General features: G+C 50.9%; 14 protein-coding genes. 12 read left to right on the top strand and 2 right to left on the bottom strand.

The window, feature by feature from the left end:
• Position 1: 1 nt before the first annotated feature.
• Positions 2-2,881, bottom strand: a complete 2,880-nt coding sequence (gene porW, locus AC4BAN_RS07315; RefSeq protein ID WP_490563736.1) for a type IX secretion system periplasmic lipoprotein PorW/SprE — start codon at positions 2,879-2,881, stop codon at positions 2-4.
• Between the two features lie 313 nt (positions 2,882-3,194).
• On the opposite strand from porW, the gene AC4BAN_RS07320 reads away from it, so the two are divergent.
• From AC4BAN_RS07320 to AC4BAN_RS07370, 11 genes are all read left to right on the top strand, one after another.
• Positions 3,195-3,434, top strand: coding sequence for an AtpZ/AtpI family protein (locus tag AC4BAN_RS07320; RefSeq protein ID WP_490563737.1), 240 nt, complete (start codon positions 3,195-3,197; stop codon positions 3,432-3,434).
• 5 nt (positions 3,435-3,439) lie between these two features.
• Positions 3,440-3,829: a hypothetical protein gene (locus tag AC4BAN_RS07325; protein WP_490563738.1), complete on the top strand. Its 390-nt coding sequence runs from the start codon at positions 3,440-3,442 to the stop codon at positions 3,827-3,829.
• 38 nt (positions 3,830-3,867) lie between these two features.
• Entirely contained in the window at positions 3,868-4,902 is a 1,035-nt protein-coding gene (gene atpB / locus AC4BAN_RS07330; RefSeq protein WP_490563739.1) for a F0F1 ATP synthase subunit A, read from the top strand.
• Positions 4,903-4,938: 36 nt separating this feature from the next.
• Positions 4,939-5,199, top strand: coding sequence for an ATP synthase F0 subunit C (atpE, locus tag AC4BAN_RS07335; protein ID WP_490563740.1), 261 nt, complete (start codon positions 4,939-4,941; stop codon positions 5,197-5,199).
• A gap of 140 nt (positions 5,200-5,339) precedes the next feature.
• Complete coding sequence (locus AC4BAN_RS07340) at positions 5,340-5,834, top strand: F0F1 ATP synthase subunit B (RefSeq protein ID WP_490563741.1); 495 nt, start codon at positions 5,340-5,342, stop codon at positions 5,832-5,834.
• Positions 5,835-5,884: 50 nt separating this feature from the next.
• Positions 5,885-6,442, top strand: a complete 558-nt coding sequence (gene atpH, locus AC4BAN_RS07345; protein WP_490563742.1) for an ATP synthase F1 subunit delta — start codon at positions 5,885-5,887, stop codon at positions 6,440-6,442.
• A 2-nt stretch (positions 6,443-6,444) separates the two neighbouring features.
• On the top strand, positions 6,445-8,025 hold the full coding sequence (gene atpA / locus AC4BAN_RS07350) for a F0F1 ATP synthase subunit alpha (protein ID WP_490563743.1): 1,581 nt from the start codon (positions 6,445-6,447) through the stop codon (positions 8,023-8,025).
• A 67-nt stretch (positions 8,026-8,092) separates the two neighbouring features.
• Positions 8,093-8,980: an ATP synthase F1 subunit gamma gene (atpG, locus tag AC4BAN_RS07355; RefSeq protein WP_490563744.1), complete on the top strand. Its 888-nt coding sequence runs from the start codon at positions 8,093-8,095 to the stop codon at positions 8,978-8,980.
• 172 nt (positions 8,981-9,152) lie between these two features.
• The gene (gene pafA, locus AC4BAN_RS07360; RefSeq protein WP_490563745.1) at positions 9,153-10,868 is read left to right on the top strand and encodes an alkaline phosphatase PafA; all 1,716 of its coding nucleotides are present in this window, start codon (positions 9,153-9,155) and stop codon (positions 10,866-10,868) included.
• A gap of 44 nt (positions 10,869-10,912) precedes the next feature.
• On the top strand, positions 10,913-11,491 hold the full coding sequence (locus AC4BAN_RS07365) for an inorganic diphosphatase (RefSeq protein ID WP_490563746.1): 579 nt from the start codon (positions 10,913-10,915) through the stop codon (positions 11,489-11,491).
• 117 nt (positions 11,492-11,608) lie between these two features.
• The gene (locus AC4BAN_RS07370) at positions 11,609-12,517 is read left to right on the top strand and encodes a UbiA prenyltransferase family protein (RefSeq protein ID WP_490563747.1); all 909 of its coding nucleotides are present in this window, start codon (positions 11,609-11,611) and stop codon (positions 12,515-12,517) included.
• On the opposite strand, the gene AC4BAN_RS07375 is transcribed toward AC4BAN_RS07370, so the two are convergent.
• Positions 12,507-14,021 carry an NAD(P)H-hydrate dehydratase gene (locus AC4BAN_RS07375; RefSeq protein WP_490563748.1) on the bottom strand — a complete coding sequence of 505 codons (1,515 nt, stop codon included), beginning with the start codon at positions 14,019-14,021 and terminating at the stop codon, positions 12,507-12,509. The genes AC4BAN_RS07370 and AC4BAN_RS07375 overlap by 11 nt on opposite strands.
• 179 nt (positions 14,022-14,200) lie before the next feature.
• Between AC4BAN_RS07375 and AC4BAN_RS07380 the strand changes: the two genes are divergently transcribed.
• Positions 14,201-15,112, top strand: coding sequence for a DUF2167 domain-containing protein (locus tag AC4BAN_RS07380; protein ID WP_490563749.1), 912 nt, complete (start codon positions 14,201-14,203; stop codon positions 15,110-15,112).
• Positions 15,113-15,131 lie beyond the last annotated feature (19 nt).

A 15,131-nucleotide genomic window follows, 5' to 3' on the forward strand; every position in this document is an offset into this window, starting at 1 on the left:
ATCAATAATTGTTTTTAAAGAAAGTCAGGTATGAGTCCAGGTCTCTCTTCTGTAGCAACTTGCGGTAGTTAGCAGAAGAGATAACAAAGGTAGCGAATTCTATGCCTCTTATTCTTCCAACCGGAGACTGCGGCGCTTTTTGTTTGATATTAAATGACTGGGCAAGCTTAGGGTCATCAAAGCGTTGCATCACCAGCATGGTTTTGCCGTTTGCAAAGGCAACAGAATCGATTGTTAATCGCTGTTTCTGATAGTAGGTGTTGTTATACTTTTCATACTTGGCCTGGACATCCTTAAAAGCAGCCTCTTTGGAAGGGTATACCAAAACAAAATAATAGGCCGAATCTGCTTCCAGGTTATAGGCCAGCGGGTCTGCCGGAGGCGTGGCGGGTGCTGCTGTAGCGATGCTGGCAGAGTCGGTGGGCTGGCCCTTTGCTACAGGGGGCTCCGGCTGATTGGCAACGGGCTGTTTTTCGGTAGCAGCTTTTGCCACCGAAGCCGTGTCAGTAGTTGGCGTGGCTGGCTTTGGCTCCTGGGGCAGCGTAGGGGGCACAGGAGGTAAGGCAGCCTTCTCCGGGGCGGCAGAAGCCGTAGCAGACGCGATGGTGGCATTTACCTTTTCCTCGGGACTCAAGGCAGAAACTGACTTTAGTTTAACTGCCTGCGTGGCCGGTGCTTCGCTGCGCAACTGGTTCGTTTGCTCCAGCTGCTGGTAAGTGGCCAGCAGTTGGTTCGCCTGCGGCTGTAAGGCACTGCCCGGGTAAGCAGACACAAAGCGCGTTAGTTTGGAGCGCAAAGCATCGGGCTTCTGCGTCCGGGCTGTCACCAGCACATCCAGATAGGCCACTTTGTCCTGGATATCGTTCAGCGGATACTGGCTGATCAGCTCGTTAACAAGAGCCGTGGCTTTCTTATACTCCTGGTTCTCATACAGCGAGTAGGCCGAATCGTACAGTTCGTGCGCTTTCAGGTTATCAGCCGCGTTTTTAGACATAAAATCGGAGTCATCCACTAAACGTGCATAGGTGGTGTTGGGGAACTGTTGCTTGATTTTACTGTAGTACAGTTGCTGCTTGGCAGCGTCCTCTGCTTTTCCATATAATAAGTACAGGCTGTAATACGCATCAGCGGCATGCTCTGTATTCGGAAAGCGACGCAGAAGCTCCTCAAAAGCCTGGGTTGCCTTGGCAGGGTCTTTTAAATTCTGGCTGTAAATATTGGCTAACCTAAAGAAAGCGTCCTCCACTTGCTTCTCCGATTGGGCCATCGCCACGTTCGTTAAAGGAATGTCTTTCTCATATTGCTGCATCAGCGACTGCGCGCGCTCCTCTGGGGTCATTTGGGTTTCAGGGGCAATAACCGGTGCCCGCGACACTTGGGCCTCGTTGCCTGTCTCGCCCCTGCTCCGGATGCGCCAGAAGTCTTGCAGCGGCCTGTCGCCCCAGCGGCGCAGGAACTCGGCCCGCGCCGAAGCCATGGCCACCGGGTTGTCGAAGTACCACACGCCTCCTGCATTCGTGTCAGCACGGCCCTGGTTCTGCCCCTTTCTGCCAAAGGAAGTAGCAGCGTCCTGTCCTTTACCCTGGCGTTCTGTCAGTCTGTTTTCGGCGAGTAACCGTTCCTCCTCCTGTTGCTGGGCAAGTTGCTGCAAATACACGTTTCGCTCTGCCCCGCTCATGCGGGCCAAACGCTGCAGGCTGTCCTGCGTTTGAATGGTGTTGTACTGCCGGGCAAAATCGGCTAAGATATCCCGGCGCTCGGTCACAGCCTCATATTCGGGGGCAAGCTGGGGGTACGCCTGTGCCGCGCTGTCGTAATAGGCGGCCGCCAGGTTATACTTGCTCAGGTTATCGAAGTATATTTTGCCAGCCGATACATAGGTGTAGGCTTTTTGGTTCTCGATAGCGCCTGGGTTGCGCAACGACTGCTCCAGGTACTCCAGGGCCTTGTCGTAGTTTTGCTGGCGCAGTTCAAACTGCGCCATCTCGTAATAGATCTTGTCGCGGTATTCCTTGTTCTTTTCGTCTTTCAGTAGCTTTTGGAAGTATCCGGCGATGCGCTCCTTGTCGCGCTCATCGGTTAACTCCGATACCTGGCCCAGGTTTAGCCTGCTGAAAAAGCCCAGGTCGTAAGGCGGGTTATGGCGCAGGATTTTGCTGTACTGCGTATAGGCCTCTTTTGGCTGATTGGTTAATTGGTAAAGCTGCGCAAGGGTAAACCGCACCCGCGACTGGTCGTCCTTCGCTTTAAAATTGGAGAGCGAAAGCTCCAGGTTCTCAATCACCGCGCTGGTATCCTGCAGCAAAGTATGGTACTGGGCCCGGGCCAGGTAAAGTTCACGGGCATTGTCGCGGTTCAGGCGCTCTTTACGCAGGTATTCCGACACTTGCTGGGCATTGTCCAGCTCCCCCATTTTCAGGAAGGTGCGCATCAGCCATACTAGGGCCTCATGCCTGTCGTCGGCATTCTTGCTGATGGAGTTCACGTATTTGAACGTGCGGGCAGCTTCGGCAAACTTCATCTGGTAATAGTTGGCCTCCCCAATCAGGATGTAACTGTTATCGATCCACTTGCTGTTTTTGTGATACTGGATAGGAAACGACGCTTTTTTAAGCACATCCTCAAGCTCGGGCGCAAGGGCTTTGGCGGCGCTGGAGTCCAGGGTGGGGTAAAGGGGCAGCACCTGGTTATAGTCGTACTGCATTTTCTCCTGCAACCCGGCCTCAATGGCCTGCATTTTCTCTTTGGCAAGAAAGTAGCCGTTGTAGCGGGCCGTTGTGTTGTGGTAGGTTTTACTCACAGGGTTGTTACGCTCCGCCGAACAGGCCGTCAGAAACAGCCCTGCCATCACACAAAGTAGGTACAGTAGTCTATTGTTCAAGTTATAACTGGTGCAAGGGTTCAAACACTTTCTATATAAGTATAAACGGCCGGGCCTTCCTGTAAAGTATAAGGGAACCGTGCCAGGGGCAGCGCCTATAAAACAGAAGCCTCCAGGTAAGGATATTGCCTCATACAAAAATACAATAATCTGTCAATAATCAGGCAACAGATACAAGAAGGGTCCGCTATTGAACTAAATAATAGGCTATTTGGTTTCAGGCGCAGCTTTGCTTTACAAGCCCCGGCGTATTTAAAAACCCATGTGCAGGTAACATCATAAAAAGGAGTAACTTTGTGCACTTCTGAATAACATGACAGCGAAACCAGAGCAGGAAAAACCCGGCAACAAGCGGGAAGACAACATTAAGCCGTATGTGAAATACTCTGGAATGGCCTTCCAGATGATCGGGGCGATGGTGTTGGCAGCCTTTGCCGGCATGAAACTGGACGAGTACGCGGGAAATAAGCAACCCTGGTTTACGGTGGTGCTCCTGTTGGTGGCCGTTATCACCACCATGGTGGTGGTCATCATTTCAATCACAAAAAAATAATTCACGTGAAGTTCTTTCAAAATCTAAGCATCCTGACGGTGATACTTGCTGTCGCGATCGGCGTGCTTCTGCACTACAGCGGCTATTCCCTGGTGCATCCGCTGATCTGGTATACCCTGGGCTTCTTTGTCTTTATCACCGGGTTTACCTTTTTTATCACGCAAATGGGGTACAAAAACGACCCTGACAACTTTCAGGTGTACTATTTCGCCTCTATGGGATTCCGGTTTATCCTGAGCATCGGGGTTATCTCGCTGTACATTTTCTTTTATAAAGAGGGCCGCCTGCAGTTCGTGTTCAATTTCTTTGCATTATATTTTCTATTTACCGGGTTTGAAATCTACGGTTTGTTGGCTAACTTGCGCCCTCATTTGAAAAGGCAGGATGACTTATAGGGTTTTGCTTTATAAAGTGTGTTTCTAAATATCTCTTAATGAAGAAGTTATTAGTTTTATTGGTTACTTTTTTCACGATCGCGGCGCAAGCTAACGCATCGGAGGAAGGCGGCGAGTTCAGGCCAGGCGACATGATCACGCATCACATCGCAGATGATTATTCCTGGCATTTTGCAGACGGGGTAGTGCTTTACTTGCCGGTAATACTGATAGATAACGGCGATGTGCAGGTGTTCTCCTCGCATAATTTCTACAACGAGCACCACGAAATTGTGCCTTACAAGGGCTATGTGATGGAGCACGGCCATATTTACAAGGCCAATGCCGAGGGCGAGCCAACAGCCCAGTATGCGGGCTTGTATGACTTCTCTATTACTAAGAACGTTGCCTCCATGTTTTTAAGTGTGGCGCTGCTGTTTTTTGTGTTCTTCAGCATCGCGGGCTCTTATAAAAGGAATCCGGGCAAGGCACCGAAGGGCATGCAGTCTTTCTTCGAGCCGATCATCATCTTTATCCGCGATGAAATCGCCAAGGCGAACATCGGTCCGAAGTATGAGCGCTACATGCCGTACCTGCTCACCATCTTCTTCTTTATCTGGTTCAACAACCTGCTGGGCTTGATGCCGGGTGGCGCTAACCTGACGGGTAACATAGCAGTTACCATTGTGCTGGCCGCCCTTACGCTGTTAATAACCGTTTTCAGCGGCAACAAGAGCTATTGGGGTCACATTTTTGCCACGCCCGGCGTGCCGAAGTGGTTGCTTCCGATCATGATCCCGGTAGAACTGATCGGTATCTTTACAAAGCCTTTCTCGCTGATGGTGCGACTTTTTGCAAACATCACGGCAGGCCACATCATCATTCTGTCGCTGTTCAGCTTGATCTTTATTTTCGAGAGCATAGCGGTGGGGCCTTTGAGCGTGGCGTTTGCAACGTTCATGAACTTCCTGGAGCTGTTTGTGGCGCTGTTGCAGGCTTACATCTTTACGCTGCTCTCTGCGATGTACTTCGGAGGCGCCGTGGAGGAGCACGACCATGTGGATGACATGGGTTTTGGCGACGGCGGACATTAATTTGAATACTTTTTTTAACTCTATATAACTACTATTATGTTATTAGCAATTTTGCTGCAAGCAGTGACTACTGATTTTGGTTTAGCTATCATGGGTGCCGGTATCGGTGCTGGTCTAGTAGCCCTAGGCGCTGGTTTGGGTATTGGTAGAATCGGTGGCTCTGCCATGGAATCTATCGCACGTCAGCCAGAGGCTGGTGGAAAAATCCAGACTGCCATGATTATCGCGGCTGCCCTTATCGAAGGTGTTGCACTTTTCGGTGTGGTGGTTTGCTTGCTTATTTCATTCAAAGGCTAGTCAGTCTTTTGCTGGTCTCACGTCCGGGCGAATGGCCCGGACGATGAGATCAAAAAGTAGTGAGAGTTTAAAAAAACATTGATCCTGCTGTGTTGGAACAGCGGATATTAAAATCGAAATTATTTTCAAATTCATATAAAATGGAATTAGTAACCCCTGGTATTGGTCTGATTTTCTGGCAACTCGTAACGTTCCTGATCGTGCTGTTCCTTCTGGCAAAGTTTGCCTGGAAGCCGATCATGAACTCGCTTCACGAGCGTGAGGCTTCTATCGAGCATGCACTGAGCGCCGCTGAAAAAGCAAAGCTGGAGATGCAGTCGCTGAAGGCTGACAACGAGAAGCTGCTGGCTGAGGCCCGCATGGAGCGTGATAAGATCTTGAAGGAAGCCACAGAGGCTGGCAACGCACTGGTAGAATCTGCCAGAACGAAGGCTAACGAAGAAGGTGCCCGTATGATTGTGCAGGCGCGCGAGGCCATCGAAAATGAAAAAATGGCTGCCATCACCGAGGTGAAGAACATGGCTGCAAGCCTGTCCCTTGAGATCGCTGAGCGCATCCTGAAAAAAGAACTTAGCAACCCGGATGCACAGCAGGAGCTGGCCGCAGCCTACATCCGCGAAGTAACGCTTAACTAAAAGAAACGGGTATAACCCTGATATCAGGGTTATCTATCATAAAAAAGCATATGTCAGAATTAAGAGTTGCTTCAAGGTATGCGAAGTCACTGATTGAGCTAGCCCATGAGCGCGGTGAACTGGAGCAGGTGCACAAAGACATGCAGCTGTTTGCCAAAACGGCTACGCAGAACCGGGACTTTCAGCTGATGCTCAAAAACCCGGTGATAAAGCCGGATAAAAAGCTGGCGATACTAAAGCAGGTATTTACGGGAAAGGTGCAGGAGCTGACATTGGCTTTCTTCGGCATCGTAACCCGCAAGCACCGCGAAATAGGGCTAGAGGACATGGCGGAGGCTTTTGACAAGCAGTACAACGAGCTGAAAGGCATTCAAAGAGCACAGGTAACCTCTGCAATCCCGCTTTCTGCAACAATGCGCCAGGAGCTGGGCCTGAAACTGGCGGCCGAGTCTGGCAAGCAGATCCTGCTGGAGGAGTTTGTAGACCCCTCCCTGATCGGTGGCCTTGTGCTGCGCATAGGAGACAAGCAAATAGACAGCTCTGTGAAAAACAGCCTTCGCAAGCTGAGGAAAGAATTTAACGACAACACATACATCAATAAAATATAATCATGGCAGAAGTAAGACCTGACGAAGTATCAGCCATATTAAGGGAGCAGTTATCAAACTTCCGCTCTGAGGCAGAACTGGAAGAAGTTGGTACTGTACTACAAGTGGGAGACGGTGTCGCTCGAATCTATGGCCTTTCCAAAGCACAGTCTGGAGAGCTTTTAGAGTTTGAGAACGGACTGCAGGCACTTGTGCTGAACCTGGAAGAAGACAATGTAGGAGCCGTATTGCTTGGCGACTATAGCGAGATAAAAGAAGGTGCTACCGTAAAAAGAACGAACCGCATCGCCTCCATTAAGGCAGGTGAAGGCGTGATCGGACGTGTAGTGAATACCCTGGGCCAGCCAATTGACGGCAAAGGCCCCATTACAGGCGAACTGTATGAGATGCCGTTGGAGCGTAAAGCACCAGGCGTTATCTTCCGTCAGCCGGTAAACGAGCCGCTTCAAACCGGTATCAAGGCGATCGACTCCATGATTCCGATTGGCCGTGGGCAGCGTGAGCTGATCATCGGTGACCGCCAGACAGGAAAGACTGCCGTTGCCATTGATGCGATCCTGAACCAGCGTGAGTTCTTCGAAAGAGGCGAGCCTGTATTCTGTATCTATGTGGCCATTGGCCAGAAAGCATCTACAGTGGCACAGGTGGTGAAAGCGCTTGAGCAGGGCGGTGCCATGGATTATACGGTTGTTGTTGCTGCATCTGCATCTGACCCGGCTCCAATGCAGTTCTTCGCGCCATTTACAGGTGCTGCCATCGGGGAGTTCTTCCGCGATACCGGCCGTCCTGCACTGGTAGTGTACGATGACCTTTCGAAGCAGGCAGTAGCTTACCGCGAGGTGTCTCTTCTGCTAAGAAGACCTCCGGGCCGCGAAGCATACCCAGGTGACGTTTTCTACCTGCACTCCCGTTTACTGGAGCGTGCGGCCAAGATCAACGCATCTGACGAGATCGCTAAAAACATGAACGACTTGCCGGACTCCCTTCGTCCGTTGGTAAAAGGCGGCGGCTCATTAACTGCCTTGCCAATTATCGAAACGCAGGCAGGTGACGTTTCGGCTTATATTCCGACAAACGTGATCTCGATCACAGACGGGCAGATCTTCCTGGAGACGAACCTGTTCAACTCCGGTATCCGTCCGGCGATTAACGTAGGTATTTCGGTATCGCGTGTGGGTGGTAACGCCCAGATCAAATCCATGAAGAAAGTAGCAGGTACCCTCAAGCTGGATCAGGCGCAGTTCCGTGAACTGGAGGCCTTCTCCAAATTCGGCTCTGACCTGGATGCAGCCACCAAGCTTACTATTGAGCGTGGTCGCCGTAACCTGGAGATCCTGAAGCAGCCGCAGTACTCGCCGGTATCGGTGGAGGAGCAGGTAGCCATTATCTATTGCGCCACTAACGGCCTGATGGACAACGTGCCGGTTTCTGAAGTGAAGACCTTTGAGAAAGACTTCCTGCGCACCATGCGCGCGCAGCACAATGATACGCTGAACGCCCTGAAAGCAGGTAAACTAGATGATGCAGCTACGGAAACCCTGAAGCAGGTAGCCCGAGAAGTATCCGGTAAGTATAAGAAATAGTCTAAGTTAAGAACCAGGGGCAAGGCCGAGGCCTTTGCCCCTGGTTTTATGCTCATAGCAAAACAATATGGCAAGTTTAAAAGAGGTTAGAGGCCGCATCGTTTCCATCTCATCAACTCAGCAGATCACGAAAGCCATGAAAATGGTGGCGGCTGCTAAGCTTCGACGTGCACAGGATAACATCCTGCGTATGCGCCCTTACGCTCAACGCCTTAGTGGTATTCTGGCTAATCTGTCGTCCATGACGGAGGATGCCGGAGAGAACCTGTATGCTGAGAAGCGCGAAGTAAATAAAGTGCTGATCATTGCCGTATCTTCTGATCGTGGCCTGGCTGGAGCCTTCAACTCAAATATCATTAAAGGGGTAATGGCCTTGATAAATGAGAAGTATAGCGCCCAGGAAGCTGCCGGCAACATTACCATCCTCACCATCGGGCGTAAAGCTTTTGAAGCCTTTACCAAGAGAGGGTATAATGTGGTAGGCGATTATACAGGCATCTTTACGAACCTGTCGTTTGACACGGTGCGCGGCGCTGCCGAGTTTGCCATGGAAGGTTTTGCAAAAGGCGCTTACGATCAGATAGACCTGGTTTACAACGAATTTAAAAACGTGGCAACGCAGTATGTCAGAAAAGAGCAGTTCCTGCCGCTGGAAGAAAACCCGGTAGAGACCAACGCTTCTGCCATGCTGGTGGATTATACCTTTGAGCCCTCTAAAGAGGAGATCATAGAAGAGTTAATTCCGAAGTCGCTCAAGATTCAGGTGTACAAAGCGGTACTGGAGTCCAATGCCTCCGAGCACGGGGCACGTATGACGGCCATGGACAAAGCAACGGAGAATGCCGGTGAACTGCTGAAAGAACTGAAGCTGACCTATAACAGAACACGCCAGGCAGCGATCACCAAAGAGATTCTGGAGATCGTGGGTGGCGCAGAGGCTCTGGCTTCAAAATAACAAGAAGAACCTTAATATGAGCAGCGCCCATCACCACGGTGGGCGCTGCTTCTTGTTTAAGGGTATTTGCGCTGCAAACATACATTAAAAAACGGCAAAATTTGGCAAGCTGCTTCTTTAAGCATGAAAATAGAAGAGGTACTTGTTATCTTTGTGAACAGAAGACAAATGCATGATCAGATCATATAAATTCATTCCCCTGAACCAGGTATCCGGAGTTGCCCTTGCCCTGTTGTTTTTTATCAGTGCCTGTGCCACGCCTTCACAAACAGCACAAGCCACACGGGCTACCAGCGCCATGCAAGCCATAGGAGCCCCCCTTAACAGGCCGAAACTGGTGGTGGGCATTGTGATAGACCAAATGCGCTACGATTACCTGTACCGCTACTGGGATAAGTATGGCAACGAGGGTTTTAAGAAACTGGTGAGCCAGGGTTTTAGCTTCCGGAACAACCATTACAGCTATGTGCCGACCTATACCGGGCCGGGCCATGCCTCCATCTATACCGGAAGTGAGCCGGCCCTGAACGGCATCATCGGTAACAACTGGTACGACCGAGCCTCGCAGCAGGTGGTGTATTGCGTGGATGACAAATCGGTGCAAACCGTGGGCAGCACTTCCACAGCCGGGCAGATGTCGCCGGCGAACCTCCTGACCACCACCATCACCGATGAGCTTCGCCTGGGTTCTAACATGGCTTCTAAAGTGATCGGCGTGGCTTTGAAAGACCGGGGTTCCATACTTCCGGCAGGGCATCTGGGCAACGGCGCCTACTGGTTCGACTCGCCTAGTGGCAACTGGATAACAAGCACCTATTACCAGGAAAGCCTGCCGGATTGGGTGCAGGCGTTTAACAGCCAAAAGTACCCTGATCAATATCTGAACCAGGTATGGAACACGCTGCTGCCTTTGGAGCAGTATACCGAGAGCACCCCAGACCTTGCAGCCTGGGAAGGCACCCTGCGTGGCGAGAAACAGCCGGTTTTCCCGCATAACCTGCCCGCCATTAAAGGGAACGACTATGAACTCATCCGCTCGGTTCCGGCTGGGAATACTCTGACAAAAGATTTCGCGCTGGCCGCCTTAAAAGGCGAACAGCTAGGGAAAGGCAAGGCGACCGACTTCCTGGCGGTAAGTTTCTCCACCCCAGATTACATAGGCCACACCTTCGGACCAAACTCGGTGGAAGCTGAAGACGTTTTCCTGCGCCTGGACCAGGAACTGGCCGAGTTGATAAAGGAGATAGAAGCTGAAGTTGGCGCAGGGAACGTACTGTTCTTCCTGACCGCAGACCATGGTGCGGCGCACGTACCCGCCTTCTTAACGGATAAAAAAGTGCCTGCAGGTGTTTCCAGCTCCAGCGCAGTTAAAGACTCTGTGGAAGCGTTCCTGAATAAGTCCTATGGAAAAGGCAAATGGGTGGAGAGCTACATCAACCAGCAGATCTACTTAAACAGGAGCCTGATCGATAGCAAGAAACTGAGCCTGGCAGAGGTGCAGCAACGGGTGGCCAACTATGTGGTTCGTTTTGAGCAGGTAGTAAGAGCCGTTACGGGCACTAACCTGCTGGCTACCAATTGGTCTAACGGCATGATGGAACGGGTAGAACGCGGCTTTTTCCCGTCCCGGTCAGGAGATGTGATGTTGGTACTAAGAACCGGATGGTTTGAGGGCTATGGCAGTGGAGAGCCGAAGGGCACCACCCACGGCTCCTACTCCAACTACGATACCCACGTGCCTCTGATCTGGTATGGCTGGCAGGTAAAACCAGGAGAGAGTACCGTAGAGACAAAGATAGTGGACATTGCCCCTACCATTGCCGCCTGGCTTTACTTACAGGAGCCAAACGGCAGCGTAGGGCAGCCCTTGCAACAATACATGAAATAAATAGAGCGCCTGATGCAGAAGTATTTGACGGCGAAAATTAAAAAATGAATACAATGGAGAATATGGAGAACAACAATCCATGGCATAGTGTGAGCTACGGAGAAGAAGCTCCCAATGTGGTGACAGCTATTATTGAGATCCCGAAAGGATCGAAGGCGAAGTATGAACTGGATAAGGATAGCGGCATGCTGAAGCTGGACCGTGTGCTTTTCTCATCGGTGAATTACCCGGCTAATTACGGTTTCATCCCGCAGACGTACTGCGACGACAAGGACCCGCTGGATATCCTGGTGATCTGCTCGATTGATGTGCAGCCCATGTGCCTGATAGACGCGAAAGTGATCGGGGTGATGCAGATGATCGACAACAACGAAGAGGACGACAAGATCATTGCTGTGGCCCACAACGACATGTCGGTGCGTCACATCAACGATATTTCGGAGCTGCCGCCGCACACCCTGCTGGAAATGCGCCGTTTCTTTGAAGATTATAAGAAGCTGGAACACAAGGAGGTAATCGTGGAGCAGTTCCTGGGTCGCGAGCACGCCTATAAGATCATTCACGACAGCATAGAACTTTACAACGCTACTTTCGGGGAGCCTAAAAAAGCAAAGGCGATTTAACAATTTTACTTTTCCTGTAAAGCCTGGCCATGGATTTTCCTGCGTCAGGCTTTTTGCTTTTACCCGTAAATCAACCGGGGTTTGACAGGCATCAGAATTGTTGCGTAATTGCAGAAGATGGAGCAGGACCAGAAGATAAGGATAAGCACAAGCCAGGCCGGGCACCCACAGTTTCGGGTGGCAAGGCAACTGCTGCACGGCGTGCTGTACAGCAGCGTGTTCATTTCCTGCTGTGCCTTCAGCCTGACCATCGAAACGTATAAGCTGGCGGGCATACCCGCTTCGGGCCCCATGGCGCTGTTCATCTTTCTGGCCACACTCTTTACCTACAACCTGAGCAGCGTGTACAGCGTGTTGCGCAAACCAGATCAGGCAATACGAGCCGATGCACCCTGGCCACAAAGGCACAAAAAGGCACTGGCTATGCTTGGGTTGGGAAGTATAGTGGCAGGCGCCGGGGTATACTTTCTGTTCAACCTGCATATAAACGGCTGGATCATGCTCCACCTGGCGGTCATCTCGGTAGGCTATACAGTGCCCATCGTGTATAAGTCCAGCAGTGTGCGGCCCCTGCGCAGGGTGCCCTTGCTAAAGGTTTTCCTGATCGCGTATGTGTGGGCAGTGGTCACGGCGCTGTTCCCGTTGCTGGATGCCGGTGTGCAGGTATGGGAAAGCGCCGCGTGGCTGCTTTTCTTACGACGCTTCCTGTTTATACTTGCGCTGGCGCTATTGTTTGATATCCGCGATTTTTCCTATGACCGCTCCATGAACACCATCACCATCCCGGGCCTGATCGGGGTGCGTAACACCAGGCTCGTGTCGCTGGCGCTGTTGCTCACGTATGTGGTGGTTTCGCTGCAGTCGGAGGTTGGCCGGGTGCAGGTGGCCTTGGTGGCCAGTGCCGTGGCTGCGGCGTTGGTGGTCATGTTCGCTTCCGAGGACAAGCCGCGGCTGTATTACCTGGTGCTGGCCGATGGGGCTATGCTCCTGCATGCCGGTTTGGTGTACCTGGCCTTTAGCGCGTAGCCTGCAGCTGCATAAAGGCCTGGGGCAAGTGCGCGATCACATCCGAAGCAGTCATGGAGATCTCTCCCACGGTTTTCAGGGCAAGATCGCCAGCCAGGCCGTGCACATACACCCCCAGCAAACAAGCATCGGCTAAACTGTAGTGCTGCGCTACCAGGGCGGTGATGATCCCTGTCAGCACATCGCCGGTTCCGCCGGTGGCCATGCCCGGGTTGCCCGTGGTGTTGAAGTATAAATCGCCGTCTGGGGTACCTATTACCGTATTGCTGCCTTTTAACACGACGTAGCAGTCATACTCCCTACAAAACTCCAGTAGGTCATTTAGCCGGTCATAGTCGTTGTTGCTCTTGCCTGCCAGGCGCTCGAATTCTTTGGGGTGCGGCGTGAAAATGATATTGTTACGTTTTAGCTGTGCCTTTAGCTTCTCGCTGCTGCTGATGATGTTGATGGCATCGGCATCGATGACGAGCGGATGCGGACTGGTGGCCAGCAGTTGCCCGATAACCGATTTTGTCACGCGTTCCGTGCCCATTCCCGGCCCTGTCCCGATCACGTTGAACTTGGCTATGTCGTGCGGCAACTCCGACAGGTGCTTCCTGTTTTTATCAGCCAGAGTCATGGCTTCGGGCACCGCAGTTTGCAAAACCGTATACCCTGCCGCCGGAGCCTGAATCGTGAGCAGGCCAATGCCCGCGCGCAGGCAGGCACGGGCAGCCAGCACGGCCGCTCCCATTTTGCCAAAACCCCCGCAAAACAGCAAGGCATGCCCGTAAAGTCCTTTATGCGAGAATTTTTTCCGGGCTTGCAGTAGGTGGCTGATATCGCTAGCGTTAATAAAGTATAAGTTCGTCTTTACCTCAGCGATAAAATCCTCGCTTAACCCGATGGGCACCACGTGCCACTCCCCCACACAGGCCTCATGCTGCGGTAGCAGAAACGCTAGTTTCGGCAACTGAAAGCTAATGGTGTAGTCAGCCTTCACAATAGCGCCTCCCTCGGGTGTCTGGCTGTCGGCATACAGGCCGGAGGGCATATCGATGGAGGTGACGGTACGGCTGCTTTCGTTAAGCTGCGCGATCAGCTTGGCGTAAATACCCGTTACCGGCCGGTTAAGGCCGGTGCCGAACAGGGCATCGATTACGCAGGCGCTGGCAGACAGGTAGGGCAGGTCGGTTTCTTTCCTGATCTGCTGCCGGGGTATTGCTTTTGGCAGCTGCGCAAGGTTTGCCCGGAAGTCTGGAGAAGCGGTGGCCTTATCCCCGACCAGGAATACCTGCACCTTATACTTGCGTTGGTGCAGCAGGCGGGCCACTGCAAGGCCGTCACCGCCGTTATTGCCGGGTCCGCAAAAAACAGACACCTCCTCCGAAGGCGTAAACTTGTTCTCAAACCAACCGGCAAAGGCTTTGGCTGCCCGCTCCATGAGGTCTGTAGAAGAAATGCCTTCTTGTTTGATGGTATAGGCGTCTGCTTGGCGTGTTTGGGCGGCAGTGAGGAGTTTCATAAACAATAGTTTATATATATAATAAACACAGGATGTGTTTATATTTAGAATTGATATATTTACTTTAAATATTGTTTACTTGTTGCCAGTGAAGGTTTGACGCTCACTGGATTATTCAAACTCTTAAGAAAATCATTTAACCAATTTATTAGAATTGAAAACAACTTAATTAAATGTTTATGAAGCAGCTTTACTTCCTGATTATTCTTTTATTCACAGGATTTACATCTTTTGCGCAAGCAGACTCTCTGAGCTTACAGATACAAGAGATTGAAAAATCACTTAAATATCAGTACGGAGAAATTTCCTTAGGTGAAGGCATGGCAAAAATTAAAGTACCCAAAGGTTTCAAATACCTGGATGCGGAACAATCTGAATACGTGTTAACACAGCTATGGGGCAATCCTGAATCTGGCACTACGCTTGGTATGCTGGTGCCTGAAGATAAAGGAGTGCTGGACGATAATACTTGGGTTTTCGACATTGAATATGAAGAAATGGGCTATGTTAAAGATACTGATGCCGCAGACATAGATTATACTGAGTTACTACAGACGATGCAGGAGGACATGCTGGAAGAGAACAGGGAGAGATCAAAGAATGGGTACGAAGAAATTGAGCTAGTTGGCTGGGCTTCGAAACCATACTATGATAACGACAAAAAGATACTGCACTGGGCTAAAGAACTTAACTTTGGTGGCGCTGACTTTAACACGCTAAATTATAATGTTCGGGTATTAGGGCGTAAAGGTGTACTAATGCTAAATGCTATTGCAGGAATGAACAGCTTACCTGAAGTAAAGCAAAACATACCTCTAATTGTGAACAGCGTTACGTTTGAGCAAGGCCACAGCTATTTCGACTTTGACCCAGATGTAGACGACGTTGCAGCTTGGACAATCGGTGGTTTGGTTGCTGGAAAGATACTTACAAAGCTTGGCTTCTTTGCCCTTTTATTGAAGTTCTGGAAAGTGATTGCCGTTGCCGTTGCAAGTGGTGGTGGTGCGCTGATCAGATGGCTGAAAGGCAGGAAAAAAGAAGAAGTTATACTTGAACCAGAAGAGCAGGAACTGGAAAAAGTAAATAACTAAAACCAAGACCACAACTCTA

It is taken from the genome of Pontibacter sp. GD13, assembly GCF_058216355.1.

Coding starts and splice junctions, on each gene's coding strand:
- AC4BAN_RS07320 (WP_490563737.1), top strand. CDS start 3,195: ATGACAGCGAAACCAGAGCAGGAAAAACCCGGCAACAAGCGGGAAGAC.
- atpB (WP_490563739.1), top strand. CDS start 3,868: ATGAAGAAGTTATTAGTTTTATTGGTTACTTTTTTCACGATCGCGGCG.
- atpE (WP_490563740.1), top strand. CDS start 4,939: ATGTTATTAGCAATTTTGCTGCAAGCAGTGACTACTGATTTTGGTTTA.
- AC4BAN_RS07340 (WP_490563741.1), top strand. CDS start 5,340: ATGGAATTAGTAACCCCTGGTATTGGTCTGATTTTCTGGCAACTCGTA.
- atpH (WP_490563742.1), top strand. CDS start 5,885: ATGTCAGAATTAAGAGTTGCTTCAAGGTATGCGAAGTCACTGATTGAG.
- atpA (WP_490563743.1), top strand. CDS start 6,445: ATGGCAGAAGTAAGACCTGACGAAGTATCAGCCATATTAAGGGAGCAG.
- atpG (WP_490563744.1), top strand. CDS start 8,093: ATGGCAAGTTTAAAAGAGGTTAGAGGCCGCATCGTTTCCATCTCATCA.
- pafA (WP_490563745.1), top strand. CDS start 9,153: ATGATCAGATCATATAAATTCATTCCCCTGAACCAGGTATCCGGAGTT.
- AC4BAN_RS07365 (WP_490563746.1), top strand. CDS start 10,913: ATGAATACAATGGAGAATATGGAGAACAACAATCCATGGCATAGTGTG.
- AC4BAN_RS07370 (WP_490563747.1), top strand. CDS start 11,609: ATGGAGCAGGACCAGAAGATAAGGATAAGCACAAGCCAGGCCGGGCAC.
- AC4BAN_RS07375 (WP_490563748.1), bottom strand. CDS start 14,021: ATGAAACTCCTCACTGCCGCCCAAACACGCCAAGCAGACGCCTATACC.
- AC4BAN_RS07380 (WP_490563749.1), top strand. CDS start 14,201: ATGAAGCAGCTTTACTTCCTGATTATTCTTTTATTCACAGGATTTACA.